Source organism: Burkholderia sp. MSMB1589WGS, assembly GCF_001636105.1.
Taxonomy (GTDB): domain Bacteria; phylum Pseudomonadota; class Gammaproteobacteria; order Burkholderiales; family Burkholderiaceae; genus Burkholderia; species Burkholderia humptydooensis.
The window spans coordinates 12,599-29,814 of the sequence record NZ_LNJT01000006.1 but is presented as its reverse complement, the minus strand read 5'-3'; the positions used below and the strand labels follow the sequence as shown (position 1 = coordinate 29,814).

Annotated in this window: 15 protein-coding genes; 11 read left to right on the top strand and 4 right to left on the bottom strand. The window is 67.1% G+C overall.

Annotated features, from left to right (window positions below; genetic code table 11):
• Positions 1 to 16: 16 nt before the first annotated feature.
• Genes dnaQ through WT16_RS02465 form a run of 3 tightly spaced genes read right to left on the bottom strand, consistent with a single transcriptional unit; the run spans position 17 to position 2,054 of the window.
• The gene (gene dnaQ, locus WT16_RS02475) at positions 17 to 742 is read right to left on the bottom strand and encodes a DNA polymerase III subunit epsilon (RefSeq protein WP_063532632.1); all 726 of its coding nucleotides are present in this window, start codon (positions 740 to 742) and stop codon (positions 17 to 19) included.
• A gap of 56 nt (positions 743 to 798) precedes the next feature.
• The gene (gene rnhA / locus WT16_RS02470) at positions 799 to 1,245 is read right to left on the bottom strand and encodes a ribonuclease HI (protein WP_006026336.1); all 447 of its coding nucleotides are present in this window, start codon (positions 1,243 to 1,245) and stop codon (positions 799 to 801) included.
• Positions 1,242 to 2,054, bottom strand: coding sequence for a class I SAM-dependent methyltransferase (locus WT16_RS02465; RefSeq protein ID WP_009911917.1), 813 nt, complete (start codon positions 2,052 to 2,054; stop codon positions 1,242 to 1,244). Before WT16_RS02465 ends, rnhA begins: the two co-directional genes overlap by 4 nt.
• A gap of 20 nt (positions 2,055 to 2,074) precedes the next feature.
• Here WT16_RS02465 and gloB point away from each other — a divergent pair, with 20 nt between their 5' ends.
• From gloB to WT16_RS02425, 8 genes are all read left to right on the top strand, one after another.
• Complete coding sequence (gene gloB, locus WT16_RS02460) at positions 2,075 to 2,881, top strand: hydroxyacylglutathione hydrolase (protein WP_063532631.1); 807 nt, start codon at positions 2,075 to 2,077, stop codon at positions 2,879 to 2,881.
• A gap of 152 nt (positions 2,882 to 3,033) precedes the next feature.
• Positions 3,034 to 4,629 (top strand): transglycosylase SLT domain-containing protein, encoded by a 1,596-nt coding sequence (locus tag WT16_RS02455; protein ID WP_059929630.1) that lies wholly within the window; start codon positions 3,034 to 3,036, stop codon positions 4,627 to 4,629.
• Positions 4,630 to 4,776: 147 nt separating this feature from the next.
• Positions 4,777 to 6,006, top strand: a complete 1,230-nt coding sequence (locus tag WT16_RS02450) for an MFS transporter (RefSeq protein ID WP_059929555.1) — start codon at positions 4,777 to 4,779, stop codon at positions 6,004 to 6,006.
• A gap of 415 nt (positions 6,007 to 6,421) precedes the next feature.
• A complete protein-coding gene (gene carA / locus WT16_RS02445; RefSeq protein ID WP_063532630.1) occupies positions 6,422 to 7,573 on the top strand; it encodes a glutamine-hydrolyzing carbamoyl-phosphate synthase small subunit in 1,152 nt (383 codons plus the stop codon).
• Between the two features lie 31 nt (positions 7,574 to 7,604).
• Entirely contained in the window at positions 7,605 to 8,264 is a 660-nt protein-coding gene (gene leuE / locus WT16_RS02440) for a leucine efflux protein LeuE (protein ID WP_006026342.1), read from the top strand.
• 51 nt (positions 8,265 to 8,315) lie between these two features.
• Positions 8,316 to 11,570 (top strand): carbamoyl-phosphate synthase large subunit, encoded by a 3,255-nt coding sequence (carB, locus tag WT16_RS02435; protein WP_063532629.1) that lies wholly within the window; start codon positions 8,316 to 8,318, stop codon positions 11,568 to 11,570.
• A gap of 119 nt (positions 11,571 to 11,689) precedes the next feature.
• A complete protein-coding gene (gene greA, locus WT16_RS02430; protein WP_006026344.1) occupies positions 11,690 to 12,166 on the top strand; it encodes a transcription elongation factor GreA in 477 nt (158 codons plus the stop codon).
• Positions 12,166 to 12,669 carry a DUF4149 domain-containing protein gene (locus WT16_RS02425; protein WP_063532628.1) on the top strand — a complete coding sequence of 168 codons (504 nt, stop codon included), beginning with the start codon at positions 12,166 to 12,168 and terminating at the stop codon, positions 12,667 to 12,669. Before greA ends, WT16_RS02425 begins: the two co-directional genes overlap by 1 nt.
• Before the next feature lie 83 nt (positions 12,670 to 12,752).
• Here WT16_RS02425 and WT16_RS02420 read toward each other — a convergent pair whose 3' ends face one another.
• Complete coding sequence (locus tag WT16_RS02420; RefSeq protein WP_006026346.1) at positions 12,753 to 13,298, bottom strand: YhbY family RNA-binding protein; 546 nt, start codon at positions 13,296 to 13,298, stop codon at positions 12,753 to 12,755.
• A gap of 192 nt (positions 13,299 to 13,490) precedes the next feature.
• Here WT16_RS02420 and WT16_RS02415 point away from each other — a divergent pair, with 192 nt between their 5' ends.
• The 3 genes from WT16_RS02415 (at position 13,491) to folP (ending at position 17,210) form a co-directional block, all read left to right on the top strand.
• Positions 13,491 to 14,153, top strand: a complete 663-nt coding sequence (locus WT16_RS02415) for an RlmE family RNA methyltransferase (RefSeq protein WP_009911930.1) — start codon at positions 13,491 to 13,493, stop codon at positions 14,151 to 14,153.
• Between the two features lie 167 nt (positions 14,154 to 14,320).
• The gene (ftsH, locus tag WT16_RS02410; protein ID WP_009911931.1) at positions 14,321 to 16,207 is read left to right on the top strand and encodes an ATP-dependent zinc metalloprotease FtsH; all 1,887 of its coding nucleotides are present in this window, start codon (positions 14,321 to 14,323) and stop codon (positions 16,205 to 16,207) included.
• 112 nt (positions 16,208 to 16,319) lie between these two features.
• Positions 16,320 to 17,210 carry a dihydropteroate synthase gene (gene folP / locus WT16_RS02405; RefSeq protein WP_006026349.1) on the top strand — a complete coding sequence of 297 codons (891 nt, stop codon included), beginning with the start codon at positions 16,320 to 16,322 and terminating at the stop codon, positions 17,208 to 17,210.
• Positions 17,211 to 17,216: the final 6 nt, after the last annotated feature.

Genomic DNA, 17,216 nt, shown 5'->3' with positions numbered 1-17,216 from the left:
GCCGCCCACCGCCCCGTCAGGCCTCGCCGGCCGCTGCTTCCTTGCGCCACACGCACGAGCCCTTGACCGACTTGTCGAGCGCGTCGAGCTGCGCCTCGTGCGCGGCGAGCTCCTCGCCGGTCGCGGCGAGCACCGGCAGGTCGAGCCCGCTGAACGCCATCCGCGGCTCGTCGCTGTTGCGGTGCGCGTCGCCGGCTTCGTCGAGCATGTCGATGACGAGGCTTTCCTGCCCGCGCGTCATCGCGAGATACACCTCGGCGAGCAGTTCCGAGTCGAGCAGCGCGCCGTGCAGCGTCCGGTGCGCGTTGCTGATGCCGAACCGGTCGCACAGCGCGTCGAGCGAATTGCGCTTGCCGGGGAACATCTGCTTGGCCTGCACGAGCGTGTCGATCACGCCCGCGCAGTGGTCGGTGAAGGATGGCAGGCCGAGCAGCGCGAACTCGGCGTCGAGAAAGCCGAGGTCGAACGGCGCGTTGTGGATGATCAGTTCCGCGTCGCGGACGAAGTCGCGCAACTGATCGACGATTTCGGCGAACTTCGGCTTGTCGCTCAGGAATTCGGTCGTGAGGCCGTGCACCGCGAGCGCGCCCGGATCGCTGTCGCGCTCGGGATTCACATAGAAGTGCAGGTTGCTGCCGGTGAGCCGCCGGTTCAGCAGCTCGACGCAGCCGACTTCGATGATGCGGTCGCCCGCGCGGGCGTTCAGGCCGGTGGTTTCGGTATCGAGAATGATCTGGCGCATGTCGGGAATACGGAATTCGAGTCAGTCGTGAAGCGGAAAGAGGGGCGCGAGCGGGCTCATGCCTGCGCGAGCGATTCGACGCCGCGGTTCGCGAGCGCGTCCGCGCGCTCGTTCTCCGGATGGCCGGCGTGCCCCTTCACCCAGCGCCATTCGACGTCGTGCTGCGCGACGAGCGCGTCGAGCCGCTGCCAGAGGTCCGCGTTCTTCACGGGCGTCTTCGCGGCCGTCACCCAGCCTTTCTTTTTCCAGCCGTGGATCCATTCGCTGATGCCTTTTTGCACGTACTGCGAATCGGTGTGGACGACCACCTTGCACGGGCGCTTGAGCGCCGCGAGCGCGGCGATCACCGCAGTGAGCTCCATCCGGTTGTTGGTCGTGCCGGCTTCGCCGCCGAAGAGTTCCTTCTCCTGCGTGCCGTAGCGCAGCAGCGCGCCCCAGCCGCCGGGGCCGGGGTTGCCCTTGCAGGCGCCGTCGGTATAGATGTCGATGGTTTGCAACGTCATGAATGTTCTTGGTGGGTGGTCGGGGTGGCGGCGGGCGTGAGGCCTGGCGCGCGCACCGGCTTCTTCATCTTGATCGGGCCGACGAGCCGCATTCCGCGCACGCGCTTGATCGCCGTCACCATGTAGACGGCGCCGAAGATCGGCCACCAGCGGTCGCCCGCGGCCTCCATGAACGCGTAGCGGGACAGCCACTTGTCGGTGGCGAGCGGCGGCCGGTAGCAACCGAAGCGGCCGCGCTCGAGATCGAAACCGAGCAGCTTGATCCAGTCCTTCAGCCGGATGAAGGTGATCTGGTCGCGCGTGGCGGGGACGAACGGCCGCCTTGCCATCTTGCCGACCGAATGCCGCGCGCCCCAGAGGCTCAGCGAATTGAAGCCCGTGATCACGAGCTGGCCTTCAGGCATCAGCACGCGCTCGGCTTCGCGCAACAGCCGATGCGGATCGGACGTGAACTCGAGCGTGTGCGGCATCACGATCAGATCGACGCTTTGCGATTCGAACGGCAGATCGAGCAGGTCGCACCACACGGTGCTGCGCCCGGCGGGCGCGTGCTCGGCGCTGCGCGCCTCGCGCGCCCACGGATAATGATAGGGCGCGCTCGCGCCGCTCGCCGGATCGAGCACGAGGCCGCGGCACGGCATGCGGTTCTCGCGCAGCGCGTCGAGCTGTGGCAGCCCGAGCTGCAGCGCGTGGAAGCCGAACACGTCGGACACGGTGCGGTCGAGCTGCGCCTGCTCCCAGCCGAGCACGTAGCGCCCGGGCGGGGAGTCGGTCCAGGCGGGCCAGTCTATAATCGAACGGTCAGACATATCTCGGTGATTGCGCGCCCATGAACGAGCTGGAATACGTGCCGGTGCCGGCATTCGACGACAACTACATCTGGCTCGTGTCGGATGGCCGCCATGCGGTCGCCGTCGATCCGGGCGAAGCCGCGCCGGTGCGCCGCCATCTCGACGCGCGAGGCTGGCGGCTGACCGCTATTTTACTCACGCACCACCATCGCGACCACGTCGGCGGAGTGGCCGAGTTGCTCGCGACCGCGCGCGAAGGCGAGCCGCTCGCGGTGTTCGGCCCCGCGCACGAGGCGATCGAGCACATCACGCGCCGCGTGACGGGCGGCGAGCGCGTGCGCATCGGTTCGCCCGCGCTCGAGTTCGACGTGATCGACGTGCCGGGCCACACGCGCGGCCATATCGCGTACTTCCAGCCGGCCGGGCCGGGCAACGCCGCGCCACACCTCTTTTGCGGCGATACGCTGTTCTCGTGCGGCTGCGGGCGCCTCTTCGAGGGCACGCCCGCGCAGATGCTCGCGTCGCTCGACGCGCTCGCGGCGCTGCCGGGCGACACGCGCGTGCATTGCGCGCACGAGTACACGCTGTCGAACATCCAGTTCGCGCTCGCGTGCGAGCCGGAGAACGCGGCGCTCGCCGCGTGGCGCGACGAAGCGCTCGCGCGCCGCGCGCGCCACGAGCCGACGCTGCCGACGACGATCGCGCACGAGCGCGCGGTGAACCCGTTCCTGCGCGCGGACAGCCCGTCAATCCGCGCGACGCTCGAAACGCAACTGCACGAGGCGGCGCCCGACCGGCTCGCGGCATTCACGCTGATGCGGGAGTGGAAAAACCGTTTTCGTTGAGCTCGCGGACAGTCGGGTCAAGCTCAACCGGAATCTGGAGAATCGGCCCCAAATATCCGATTTAGCGGGTTTTTCCGGCCTTTTTGTTGACGCGAAGCACGCACTTTCGTACTATCGCCTGCAATTTCCAGCCGTTGGAAGCCGAGATTTTCATGCGATTCCTCCTCAGTGCGCTATTGGTCCTGACGCTCGCCGCGTGCGCGGGCACCGGGCCGACTGCCCAAAATCCCGCAGCCTCCGACCCGCAAGCCGCTTCGGACTACTTGCGCAAGTCTGCTTCCGCAAAAGAAACCGTCGACGTCGACAAGCAATCGGTCGGCGACCTCACCACCGCCGACAGCGATCTCTGGGCGCGCATCCGCCGCGGCTTCCAGATGCCCGATCTGCAGAGCGACCTCGTCGACATGCAGGCGTCCTGGTACGCGCAGCGTCCCGACTACGTGCAGCGGATGACCGAGCGCTCGCAGAAGTACCTGTATCACATCGTCGAGGAGCTCGAGTCGCGCCACATGCCCACCGAGCTCGCGCTGCTGCCGTTCATCGAATCGGCGTACAACCCGCAGGCGCTGTCCGTCGCGAAGGCGGCGGGGATGTGGCAGTTCATGCCGGCCACGGGGCGCACGTTCAACCTGAAGCGCAACATGTGGCAGGACGAGCGGCGCGACGTGCTCGCGTCGACGAGCGCCGCGCTCGATTACCTGTCGCGCCTGCACGACATGTTCGGCGACTGGTATCTCGCGCTCGCCGCGTACAACTGGGGCGAGGGCAACCTGCAGCGCGCGATCGCGCGCAACCAGGCGGCCGGCCTGCCGACCGATTACCAGAGCCTGCGGATGCCGAACGAGACGCGCAACTACGTGCCGAAGCTGCAGGCGGTCAAGAACATCGTGATGAACCCGCAGCAGTACGGCCTCGCGCTGCCGGAGATTCCGAACCACCCGTATTTCGTGACGGTCACGACGTCGCGCGACATCGACGTGACGGTCGCCGCGAAGCTCGCGAATCTGCCGCTCGACGAATTCAAGTCGCTCAACCCGTCGTTCTCGAAGCCCGTGATCCTCGGCGCGACGCAGCCGCAGATCCTGCTGCCGTTCGACAACGCGTCGGCGTTCGAGAAGAGCCTGAAGTCGTACGACGGCCAACTGTCGTCGTGGACCGCGTACACCGTCACCGAGCGCGCGCGGCCCGCCGCGATCGCGGAGAAGATCGGCGTCGACGCGGACACGCTGATGCAGGTGAACAAGATTCCGGCCGGCATGCGGTTGAAGCCCGGCTCGACGATCGTCGTGCCGCGCACCGACGACGACGACGAGGACATCAGCGCCGACGTCGCCGAGAACGGCGTGCTCGCGATGGAGCCGGACGTGCCGGATACGCGCAAGATGCTGATCCGCGTGCGCCGCAAGCAGTCGATGGAGGCGCTCGCGAGCCGCTACGGCGTGTCGGTCGCGCAGCTTCGCGGATGGAACCGCACGCGCCGCGCGGTCGTGATGCCGGGCCAGACGATGGTGCTGCACGTGCCCGTCGGCCGCGCGGTGCCGGCCGAGCCCGGGCCCGAGCGGATCGCGACGTCGGTCGCGGGCGGCCACATCGAGCGCGCGAGCCTGCATACGGGCGGCAAGGCGTCGAGCCGCGGCCGCAAGGCGGCGCCCGTCGCCGCGAAGCCGTCGGCGAAGGCCGCGGCGAAGAGCGGCGCGAAGGCCGCGCCCGCCAAGACCTCGAGCCGCAAGACGGCGAAGAAGAAGTAAGACGAAAGGGCGCGCGCGCCGCGGGGGCTTTCCGGCCGCTGGCGCGCAATCGACTATCATCGCCGGACGCCGTCACCCAGGTGACGGCGTTTTCGTTTGTGCGCGTCGCCGTCGGTTCGTCGGCCGGCGCTTTACCGGTGACCGTTGATGTCCCTCGTGCAATTTCGCGTGTTCGCGCTGTTCGCGATCGGCTACTTCGTTTCGTATGTCTTTCGTGGCGTGAATCTCGGCTTCGCGCCGCTCATCACGCGCGACCTCGGTCTGTCCGCCGCCGATCTCGGGCTGCTGACGAGTCTCTATTTCCTCGGCTTCGCCTGCGCGCAGATTCCGGCCGGCGTGCTGCTCGACCGCTACGGCCCGCGCCGCGTGAGCGCCGCGTTGCTGCTCGTCGCGGCGGCGGGCGCATGGGTGTTCGGCGCCGCGCACGACATCGGCGCGATGATGGTGGGGCGGCTGTTGATCGGCGTCGGCGTGTCGGTGTGCCTCGGCGGTGCGTTCAAGGCGCTCGCGCAGCATTTCCCGGTCGCCAGGCTGCCGCTTCTGAACGGCTTCGTGATGGCGGTGGGCGGCCTGGGCGGCGTCGCGGTCGGCTCGCCGCTCGAATGGCTGCTCGGCTTCGCCGGCTGGCGCGCGGTGTGCGCGGGGCTCGGCGCGTTCACGGCGGCGGTCGCGGCCGCGTTGTGGGCGTTCGCCCCTGACGCGCAGGCAGGCCGCCACGACGCGAGCGTCGCCGAGCAATTCGCGGGCACCTGGCGGATCGTCACGAACCGGACCTTCTGGAAGATCGCTTCGTTCTCGGTCGCCACGCAGGGCGTGTTCTACGCGATGCAGTCGCTGTGGGTCGGCGCGTACCTGCGCGACGTGAGCGGCTTCGCGCCGCGCGACGCGGCTGCGCTCGTGTCGGTGCTCGGCTTCGCGATGATGGCGGGCTGCGTCGGCTTCGGCGCGGCGGCGCGCGGGCTCGAGCGGCGCGGCGTATCGCTGTACGCGTTCTGCGGGCTCGGGATGGCGCTTTTCGTCGCGACCCAGCTCGCGATCATGCTGCGCGCGCCGCTGCCCGCCACGGTGCTGTGGGCGGCGTACGGCGTATTCGGAGGCGTCGGCATTCTGAGCTACGCCGTGCTGGCCGAATACTTCCCCGTGCACCTGATCGGTCGCGCGAACACGACGCTCACCCTCGTCATCTTCGTGCTGATCTTCGGCTTTCAGGTCGGCGTGGGCGCGGTGCTGTCGCATTGGCCGACGCAGGCCGGGCATTATCCGGCCGCGGCGCACCTGAGCGCCTGGGGCGCGCTCGTCGCGCTGCAGATCGCGAGCGCGGTCTGGTACGTGCTGCCCGATCGCGCGCTCGACAGGCCGGCGGCGCGAATCGGCTGAGGAATGAATATCGGCTTGACGAATCGATCGTCGCCGCATACAACCAAGCGACACTGAAAGAGGGGAGGCGAGCCGCGCCGGCTCGGCGCTTCGCGCAGCCGAGTTCCGCCCGGCTGGCGCGAAGCGCGCGGGAAGTGCGCTGATCGATTGAAGATAAGGCCAATTTCACGCTATAATTTGAAAGTTTGTGCTAATCAACCTCGCACCCTAGCGCCTACCTCCTTCATCCCGTTCGTCCGCCGCACGCCGCTTGATGCAGGCGATGCCGCGAAACCCGCGCCTGCGCGCGCCGTTTCGCGCTCGACCGCAAGCCCGCGCGCGAAAGCGCCCACGCGCGCGTGATGCGTCACGCGGCCCGCGAGCGCGCGGCAGGATAGACAGGTCGGCGGCAAGGGTGTCCCCCAAGGAGCCCCCCGTGTTGCCGTCTTTTTCTCCCGCTTTGCTCGCACTCGCCGACGGCACGGTCTTTCGTGGTTATTCGATCGGCGCGGCCGGCCATACGATCGGCGAAGTCGTGTTCAACACCGCGATCACCGGCTATCAGGAAATCCTCACGGATCCGAGCTATGCGCGCCAGATCGTCACGCTGACCTATCCGCACATCGGCAACGTCGGCGTGAACGCCGAGGACGTCGAAGCGACGAAAGTCCATGCCGCCGGCCTCATCGTGCGCGATCTGCCCGCGCTCGCGTCGAACTTCCGGATGGCGAGCACGCTCGGCGATTATCTGCGCGACGAAGGCGTCGTCGCGATCGCGGGCATCGACACTCGCAAGCTGACCCGCATCCTGCGCGACAAGGGCGCGCAGAACGGCTGCATCCTGACGGGCTCCGACGATGAATCGAAGGCGCTCGCGCTCGCGCTCGCGCGCTCGTTCCCGGGGCTCGCGGGGATGGACCTCGCGAAGGTCGTGTCGACGGCGAAGCCGTTCGAGTGGAAGCAGAGCGAGTGGCGCCTCGGCAGCGGCTACGGGATGCAGGAGACGCCGCGCTACCGTGTCGTCGCGTTCGACTTCGGCGTGAAATACAACATCCTGCGCATGCTCGCCGAGCGCGGCTGCCACGTGACCGTGCTGCCGGCGCAATCGAGCGCGGCCGAAGCGCTCGCGCTCAATCCGGACGGCATCTTCCTGTCGAACGGCCCGGGCGATCCGGAACCGTGCGACTACGCGATCGCCGCGACGAAGGAATTCATCGAGCGCGGCGTGCCGACCTTCGGCATCTGCCTCGGCCACCAGATCATGGGCCTCGCGGTCGGCGCGAAGACGCTCAAGATGAAGACGGGCCACCATGGCGCGAACCATCCGGTGAAGGATCTCGCGAACGGCCGCGTCGTGATCACGTCGCAGAACCACGGCTTCGCGGTCGACGCCGATTCGCTGCCCGCGAACGCGCGCGCGACGCACGTCTCGCTGTTCGACGGCACGCTGCAGGGCTTCGAGCTGACCGACAAGCCCGCGTTCTGCTTCCAGGGCCACCCGGAAGCATCGCCCGGCCCGCACGACATCGGCTATCTGTTCGACCGCTTCACCGCGCTGATGGACGCGGCGAAGACACGCAGCGCCTGAGCCCATCGCATCGGTTACGGAGCCTCGCATCATGTTCGGTCACGCACTCGGCATCACGGATCTCTGGACCTACGTGTTCGGCGTGGTGTTCATCATTCTGCTGCCGGGGCCGAACTCGATGTACGTGCTGTCGCTCGCCGCGCAGCGCGGCGTGAGAGCCGGCTACCGCGCCGCGTGCGGCGTGTTCCTTGGCGACACCGTGCTGATGGTGCTGTCCGCCGCGGGCGTCGCGTCGCTCCTGAAGGCGAACCCGCTGCTATTCTCGGTCGTCAAGTACGGCGGCGCCGCGTACCTGCTGTACATCGGGCTCGGCATGCTGCGCGGCGCGTGGCGCAAGCTCGCGCGGCCCGCTGACGCGGGCGCCGATGCGCCGCGCGCGGTCGACGGCGAGCGGCCGTTTCGCAAGGCGCTCGTCGTGAGCCTCCTGAATCCGAAGGCGATCCTGTTCTTCATCTCGTTCTTCATCCAGTTCGTCGATCCGGCCTACGCGCATCCGGCGCTGACGTTCGTCGTGCTGGGCGCGATCGCGCAACTCGCGAGCTTCGTGTATCTGAGCACGCTGATCTTCACGGGCGCGCGCCTCGCCGATCACTTCCGCCGCCGCCGCAAGCTCGCGGCGGGCGCGTCGGGCGGCGTGGGCGGCCTGTTCGTCGGCTTTTCCGTGAAGCTCGCGCTGGCGACAATGAGCTGAGCGCCGTTCGCGGATCGCGCATCAACGATTATTTTTTGAATCCCAAGAGCCATGCCAAAACGCACAGACATCAACAGCATCCTCATCATCGGCGCCGGCCCGATCATCATCGGCCAGGCGTGCGAGTTCGACTACTCGGGCGCGCAGGCATGCAAGGCGTTGCGTGAGGAGGGCTACAAGGTCATCCTCGTCAACAGCAATCCGGCGACGATCATGACCGATCCGAACACGGCGGACGTCACGTATATCGAGCCGATTACGTGGGAAGTCGTCGAGCGCATCATCGCGAAGGAGCGCCCCGACGCGATCCTGCCGACGATGGGCGGCCAGACCGCGCTCAACTGCGCGCTCGACCTGTTCCACCACGGCGTGCTCGACAAGTACGGCGTCGAGCTGATCGGCGCGTCGCCGGAAGCGATCGACAAGGCCGAGGACCGCCAGAAGTTCAAGGACGCGATGACGAAGATCGGCCTCGGTTCCGCGAAGTCCGGCATCGCGCACTCGATGGAAGAGGCGAACAAGGTGCACGGCGAGATCATGGCGGCCACGGGCGGCAGCGGCTACCCGGTCGTGATCCGTCCGTCGTTCACGCTCGGCGGCTCGGGCGGCGGCATCGCGTACAACCGCGAGGAATTCGAGGAGATCTGCAAGCGCGGCCTCGACCTGTCGCCGACGCGCGAGCTGCTGATCGAGGAGTCGCTCCTCGGCTGGAAGGAATACGAGATGGAAGTCGTGCGCGACCGCGCCGACAACTGCATCATCATCTGCTCGATCGAGAACCTCGACCCGATGGGCGTGCACACCGGCGACTCGATCACCGTCGCGCCCGCGCAGACGCTCACCGACAAGGAATACCAGATCCTGCGCAACGCATCGCTCGCGGTGCTGCGCGAGATCGGCGTCGACACGGGCGGCTCGAACGTGCAGTTCTCGATCAACCCGAAGGACGGCCGCATGGTCGTCATCGAGATGAATCCGCGCGTGTCGCGTTCGTCGGCGCTCGCGTCGAAGGCGACGGGCTTCCCGATCGCGAAGGTCGCGGCGAAGCTCGCCGTCGGCTACACGCTCGACGAGCTGAAGAACGAGATCACGGGCGGCGCGACGCCGGCGTCGTTCGAGCCGACGATCGACTACGTCGTCACGAAGATTCCGCGCTTCGCGTTCGAGAAGTTCCGCGAGGCCGATTCGCGTCTCACGACGCAGATGAAATCGGTCGGCGAAGTGATGGCGATCGGCCGCACGTTCCAGGAATCGTTCCAGAAGGCGCTGCGCGGCCTCGAAGTCGGCGTCGACGGCCTCGACGAGAAGACGACGAGCCGCGACGAGATCATCCGCGAGATCGGCGAGCCGGGCCCGGACCGGATCTGGTACGTGGGCGACGCGTTCCGCGTCGGCATGTCGCGCGAGCAGATCTTCGAGGAAACGTCGATCGATCCGTGGTTCCTCGCGCAGATCGAGCAGATCGTGCTGAAGGAGAAGGCGCTCGCCGGCCGCACGCTCGCGAGCCTGACGAAGGACGAGCTGCACTATCTGAAGCAAAGCGGCTTTTCCGACCGGCGCCTGGCGAAGCTGCTCGGCGCGACGCCCGCCGACGTGCGCGCGCGCCGCCTCGAGCTGAACGTGCGCCCGGTCTACAAGCGCGTCGACACCTGCGCGGCCGAGTTCGCGACGAAGACCGCCTACATGTACTCGACCTACGAGGAAGAGTGCGAGGCGCAGCCGACCGACAACAAGAAGATCATGGTGCTGGGCGGCGGCCCGAACCGGATCGGCCAGGGCATCGAGTTCGACTACTGCTGCGTGCACGCGGCGCTCGCGATGCGCGAGGACGGCTACGAGACGATCATGGTCAACTGCAACCCGGAAACGGTGTCGACCGACTATGACACGTCCGATCGCCTGTACTTCGAGCCGCTCACGCTCGAGGACGTGCTCGAGATCGTCGACAAGGAAAAGCCGGTTGGCGTGATCGTCCAGTACGGCGGCCAGACGCCGCTGAAGCTCGCGCTCGACCTCGAGGCGCATGGCGTGCCGATCATCGGCACGTCGCCGGACATGATCGACGCGGCCGAAGACCGCGAGCGCTTCCAGAAACTCTTGCAGGACCTCGGCCTGCGCCAGCCGCCGAACCGCACCGCGCGCGCCGAGGACGAAGCGCTCGCGCTCGCCGACGAGATCGGCTACCCGCTCGTCGTGCGTCCGTCATACGTGCTCGGCGGCCGCGCGATGGAGATCGTCCACGAGCCGCGCGACCTCGAGCGCTACATGCGCGAGGCGGTGAAGGTGTCGAACGATTCGCCGGTGCTGCTCGACCGCTTCCTGAACGACGCGATCGAATGCGACGTCGATTGCATCTGCGACGGCGACGCCGTGTTCATCGGCGGCGTGATGGAGCACATCGAGCAGGCGGGCGTCCACTCGGGCGATTCGGCGTGCTCGCTGCCGCCGTACTCGCTGTCGAAGGAAACCGTCGCCGAGCTGAAGCGCCAGACGGCCGCGATGGCGAAGGCGCTGAACGTGGTCGGCCTGATGAACGTGCAGTTCGCGATCCAGCAGGTGCCGCAGTCCGACGGCTCGAAGGAAGACGTCATCTACGTGCTCGAAGTGAACCCGCGCGCGTCGCGCACGGTGCCGTACGTGTCGAAGGCGACGAGCCTGCCGCTCGCGAAGATCGCCGCGCGCGCGATGGTCGGCCAGACGCTCGCGCAGCAGGGCGTGACGAAGGAAGTCGTGCCGCCGTACTTCAGCGTGAAGGAAGCGGTGTTCCCGTTCATCAAGTTCCCGACCGTCGACCCGGTGCTCGGGCCCGAGATGCGCTCGACGGGCGAAGTGATGGGCGTTGGCGCGACGTTCGGCGAAGCGCTCTTCAAGTCGCAGCTCGCGGCGGGCTCGCGCCTGCCGGAGTCGGGCACGGTGCTGCTCACGGTGATGGACGCGGACAAGCCGAAGGCGGTCGAGGTCGCGAAGATGCTGCACGATCTCGGCTATCCGCTCGTCGCGACGCGCGGCACCGCCGCCGCGATCGAGGCGGCGGGCGTGCCGGTGAAGGTCGTGAACAAGGTGAAGGACGGCCGTCCGCACATCGTCGACATGATCAAGAACGGCGAGATCGCGCTCGTGTTCACGACGGTCGATGAAACGCGCGCGGCGATCGCCGATTCGCGTTCGATCCGGATGAGCGCGCAGGCGCACAAGGTCACGTATTACACGACGATGTCGGGCGCGCGCGCGGCGGTGGAGGGGCTTCGGTACCTGAAGGACTTGGAAGTCTATGATTTACAAGGTCTGCACGCTCGCCTAAACTAAGCCTCCAGTTACCTGTCGAAGACAATTCGTGCCGCGATTAAGCGGCGTTTCCGATGTTTCGGAAATGCGCTTAATCGCGGTGATTTTTTATATGGCCGTTTTTAGCTATTGAGTCGTTTATGAGCACCATTCCGTTGACGAAGCGTGGCGCAGATCAACTGCGCGATGAACTGCAGCGCCTGAAGTCTGTCGAGCGGCCGGCCGTCATCAACGCGATCGCCGAGGCGCGCGCGCAGGGTGACTTGTCCGAGAACGCCGAATACGATGCCGCGAAGGAAAAGCAAGGTTTCATCGAGGGTCGCATCGCAGAAATCGAATCGAAGCTGTCGGCTGCGCAGATCATCGATCCGACGGTCGTCGATGCCGACGGCCGTGTGGTGTTCGCCGCGACGGTCGAGCTCGAGGATCTCGAGACGGGCGACACGGTCAAGTATCAGATCGTCGGCGACGACGAAGCCGATCTCGATCACGGCCTGATTTCGGTCAGCTCGCCGATCGCGCGCGCGCTGATCGGCAAGTCCGAAGGCGACGTCGCGGCGGTGCAGGCGCCGAGCGGCGTGCGCGAGTACGAAATCATCTCGGTGCTGTACATCTGATGGCCGGTTCCGCGGCGCCGCATCGCCTCTTTCGCCTGTTGGCGACGGTCTGGGTCGGCAGCCTGCTGACGATCGGCTACGCGGTCGCGCCGGTGCTGTTCGCGACGCTCGACCGGGTGGCGGCGGGTTCCGTCGCCGCGCGCCTGTTCAGCATCGAGGCGACGATCGGCGCGGTGTGCGGCGTGTTGCTGATCGGCTTGTCGAATCTGCTCGTGCGGCGCGGCCACGACGCGTACCGGCGGCTGCGCTGGCTGCTCGCGGCGATGCTCGGCTGCGTGCTCGTCGGCTATTTCGCGCTGCAGCCGTTCATGAACGCGCTGCGCGTCGCCGCGCTCGAGGCGGGCACGGATGTCGGCCATACCGCGTATGCAGGGCGCTTCGCGCTGCTGCACGGCGTATCGAGCTTCTTCTATCTCGTCGAGAGCCTCGTCGGCGTGTGGCTGATCTGGCGGCTGCCGGGGCAGGGCGGCACGAGCCCGCTCGGCGGCGAGCGGCGCGCCTGAGCCTGCGGAGCGCGGCCTGCGCGCGTCGGTGCGCGGGCCCGCCGGCCGGCCGATCCGGCCGCGCGGCGCGCCCGGGGCGGCGATCACTTCTCGTTCTGATGCTGGCGCTTTGCGCTCGACTGGCGCTTTTTCGCGCGCTTCACGTTGCCGCCTGCCGTCACGCGCTCGTTGCCGAGCACGCGCACGGCCTGCGGCTTCGGCCGGCGCACGGCGGGCGCGTTGGGCGATTGCTTGATCACCTTGACGACGCGCGGCGCGCGGCCCTTCGCGGCCTCGGGCTGCGCGGCGCCCGCGCGGGCCGCCTCGCGCGCGCTCGGCATGCCGCGGCGGCCGCGCTGCGGCGCCGCTTCGGCCTGCTCGGGCTTCCAGATCACGAGCAGCTTGCCGATGTGCTGGATCGGCGCGGCGTTCAGGCGATCGCAGATTTCATCGTAGATCGCGACGCGCTCGTCGCGTTCGTCGCCGAACACGCGGATCTTGATCAACTGGTGCGCGGCGAGGTGGACCTCGATCTCGGCGAGCACGGCGTCGGTCAGCCCTTCGGCGCCGATCAGCACGACGGGCTTGAGCGCATGGGCTTCGGAACGCAGCGCGGAGCGCTCGGCGGGGGAAAGCGAAAGGGCGGGCATCGGAATGAGGAATTCGAATCAAATTGACGGCGGCGGGCCGGGACGAGCGACGAAGCTTTTCCGCGGCGGCGTGCCGAAACCACGTAAAATCGCGGCTTGGGCCCCTCGGGGCCGAAAGCCGCGCCAATAAGACCCGTATTATCCGCCAAAAGCGCGGCTTCACGAAGCAATTGGCAGCAATCTCTCCATCGCATGGCAAAGAACCGCTTTAACCAATCCTGGTTGCACGACCACATCAACGACCCGTACGTCAAAATGGCGCAGCGGGAAGGGTACCGCGCGCGCGCCGCGTACAAGCTGAAGGAGATCGACGAGCAGGACAAGCTGATCCGTCCGGGCCAGGTGATCGTCGATCTGGGCGCGGCGCCGGGGAGCTGGAGCCAGTACGCGCGCAACAAGCTCGCGCAGGGCTCGCGGCGAGACGCGGTGCGCGAAGGCGGCATCGACGGCACGATCGTCGCGCTCGACATGCTGCCGATGGAGCCCATCGCCGACGTCCATTTCATCCAGGGCGACTTCCGCGAAGAGAGCGTGCTGCACCAATTGGAGGAAGTCCTCGCAGGGCGCTCGGTCGACCTTGTAATTTCCGACATGGCCCCCAACCTGTCCGGCGTGGCGGTCGCGGACGCGGCGCGGATCGAGCATGTCTGCGATCTGGCGCTCGAATTCGCGCAAAACCATCTGAAACCGGATGGCGCCCTTTTGGTGAAGTGCTTCCACGGCAGCGGCTACAGCCAGATTGTCGAGAAATTCAAGCACCAATTTAAAACGGTGGCGCCGCGCAAGCCAAAAGCTTCCCGCGACAAATCGTCCGAAACGTTTATTTTGGGTCGGCATCTGAAGCAGCCGCGCTGAACGTGGCTTCGCGCGGCAGGATGAGCCGGAGCCCTTGCCAGCCGTGCCGCGCGCCTCTCGGCGCGGTAGCGAATCCTTATGGCGAGGGGCTGCGGACTGGATTAGAATGCCTGATGAGCGCCGCAAGGCAAATGTAGGCGCTCGTCTATGAGTGAAGGAGTGGTGCTTTGAACAACAATATGTTTTCGAAGGCAGCAGTGTGGCTGGTGATCGCACTGGTGCTGTTTACGGTGTTCAAGCAGTTCGACAAGCCCCGCGTCCAGGAAGGCGTCTCCTATTCGCAGTTCATGGATGACGCGAAGAACGGCAAGATCAAGAACGTTGTCGTGCAGGGGCGCAACCTCACCGTCACTCCCGCGGATGGTCAGAAGTACCAGATCGTGTCGCCGGGCGACATCTGGATGGTCGGCGATCTGATGAAGTACGGCGTGCAGGTCAGCGGCAAGGCCGATGACGAACCGAACGCGCTCGTCTCCGCGCTCTACTATCTCGGTCCCACGCTGCTCATCATCGTGTTCTGGTTCTACATGATGAGACAGATGCAGGGAGGCGGCAAAGGCGGCGCGTTCTCGTTCGGCAAATCCCGCGCGCGGTTGATCGACGAGAACAACAACGCGGTCAACTTCTCCGACGTCGCCGGCTGCGACGAAGCGAAGGAGGAAGTGTCCGAGCTCGTCGATTTCCTGCGCGATCCCCAGAAATTCCAGAAGCTCGGCGGCCGCATCCCGCGCGGCGTGCTGCTCGTCGGGCCCCCCGGCACCGGTAAGACGCTCCTCGCGCGCGCGATCGCGGGCGAGGCGAAGGTGCCGTTCTTCAGCATCTCGGGCTCGGACTTCGTCGAAATGTTCGTCGGCGTCGGCGCGGCCCGCGTGCGCGACATGTTCGAGCAGGCGAAGAAGCATGCGCCGTGCATCGTGTTCATCGATGAAATCGACGCGGTCGGCCGTCATCGCGGCGCCGGCATGGGCGGCGGCAACGACGAGCGCGAGCAGACGCTGAACCAGATGCTCGTCGAGATGGACGGCTTCGAGGCGAATTCGGGCGTGATCGTGATCGCCGCGACGAACCGCTCCGACGTGCTCGACAAGGCGCTGCTGCGTCCGGGCCGTTTCGACCGCCAGGTCTACGTCGGCCTGCCGGACATCCGCGGCCGCGAGCAGATCATGCGCGTGCACCTGCGCAAGGTGCCGATCGCGAACGACGTCGATGCGGCGGTCATCGCGCGCGGCACCCCGGGCTTCTCGGGCGCCGATCTCGCGAACCTCGTCAACGAGGCCGCGCTCTTCGCGGCGCGCCGCGGCAAGCGGATCGTCGAGATGCAGGATTTCGAGGACGCGAAGGACAAGATCTTCATGGGGCCGGAGCGCAAGTCGGCCGTGATTCGCGAGGAGGCGAAGCGCGCGACCGCTTACCACGAATCAGGCCATGCGGTGATCGCAAAGCTGCTGCCGAAGGCCGATCCGGTCCACAAGGTCACGATCATCCCGCGCGGGCGCGCGCTCGGCGTCACGTGGCAGTTGCCCGAGCACGACAACGAGACGTATTCGAAGGACTACCTGCTCGACCGCCTTGCGATCCTGTTCGGCGGCCGGGTGGCGGAAGAGCTGTTCCTGAATCTCGTCAGCACCGGCGCGTCGGACGACTTCAACAAGGCGACGCAGACCGCGCGCGCGATGGTGGCCCGCTTCGGGATGACGGACGCGCTCGGGCCGATGGTCTACGTCGACGACGAGAACGACGGCGGTCCGTTCGGGCGCGGCTTCACGCGCACGATCTCGGAGGCGACGCAGCAGAAGGTCGATTCGGAAATCCGCCGCGTGCTCGACGAGCAATACGGCCTTGCTCGCCGTCTGCTCGAAGAGAACCGCGACAAGGTCGAGGCGATGACGGCCGCGCTGATGGAATGGGAAACGATCGACGCCGATCAGATCAACGACATCATGGAAGGGCGTCCGCCGCGCTCGCCGAAGAGCGTGCCGCCGGCCGGCGATCCTTCGTCGGGCGGTTCGTCCGGCGCCGAAGTCAAGCCGGGCAACGCCACCGCGCCGGCATAAACGATCGCGGTTTTCGTTCACGGGCTGGTGTGGCTGTCACACCGGCCCGTTTTGCTTTCTTGTCAGACGCTTTTCGCCGCTTCCCATCGCGTTCGATCCGACGCTTCAGCCCGTGTCCAGTTCCGATCCCGTTTTTCCCGTTCCTGAGCCGCTGCTGTGCGGCCGTTTCACGCTGACCTTCGAGCGGCCCCTCGTGATGGGGATCCTCAACGTCACCCCCGATTCGTTCTCCGACGGCGGCCGTTACGTCGCCCGCGACGCCGCGCTCGCGCAGGCGGAGCGGATGCTGGCCGAAGGCGCCGACATCATCGACATCGGCGGCGAATCGACGCGCCCCGGCGCGCCGCCCGTGCCGCTCGACGAGGAGCTCGAGCGCGTGATTCCGCTCGTCGAAGCGCTGCGCGGCATGAACGTGCCGCTATCGATCGACACGTACAAGCCCGCCGTGATGCGCGCGTCGCTCGCCGCGGGCGCCGATCTGATCAACGACATCTGGGGCATGCGGCAGCCGGGCGCGATTGACGCGGTGCGCGACAGCGCGTGCGGCCTCTGCGTGATGCACATGCTCGGCGAGCCGCAGACGATGCAGGTGCGCGAGCCCGACTATCGCGACGTGGTCGCCGACGTGCGCGCGTTTCTCGCCGATCGCGCCGACGCGCTCGTGCAGGCCGGCATCGATTCGCGGCGTATCAGCGTCGATCCGGGGTTCGGTTTCGGCAAGTCGGTGATAGAACACAACTATGCGCTGCTTGCTCATTTGCCGCGGACGGCGCCCGCGCGGCCCGACGGGCGCGCGTATCCGATTCTCGCCGGCATGTCGCGCAAATCGATGCTGGGCGCGTTGATCGGCAAGCCCGCGCCCGAACGCGTCGCGGCGAGCGTCGCCGCAGCGGTCTGCGCGGCCGAGCGGGGTGCGGCGATCGTGCGCGTGCACGATGTCGCGGCGACCGTCGACGCACTGAAAGTATGGAGCGCCGTGCGCGATGCCGCGCGGCGCGAATAAGTCGAA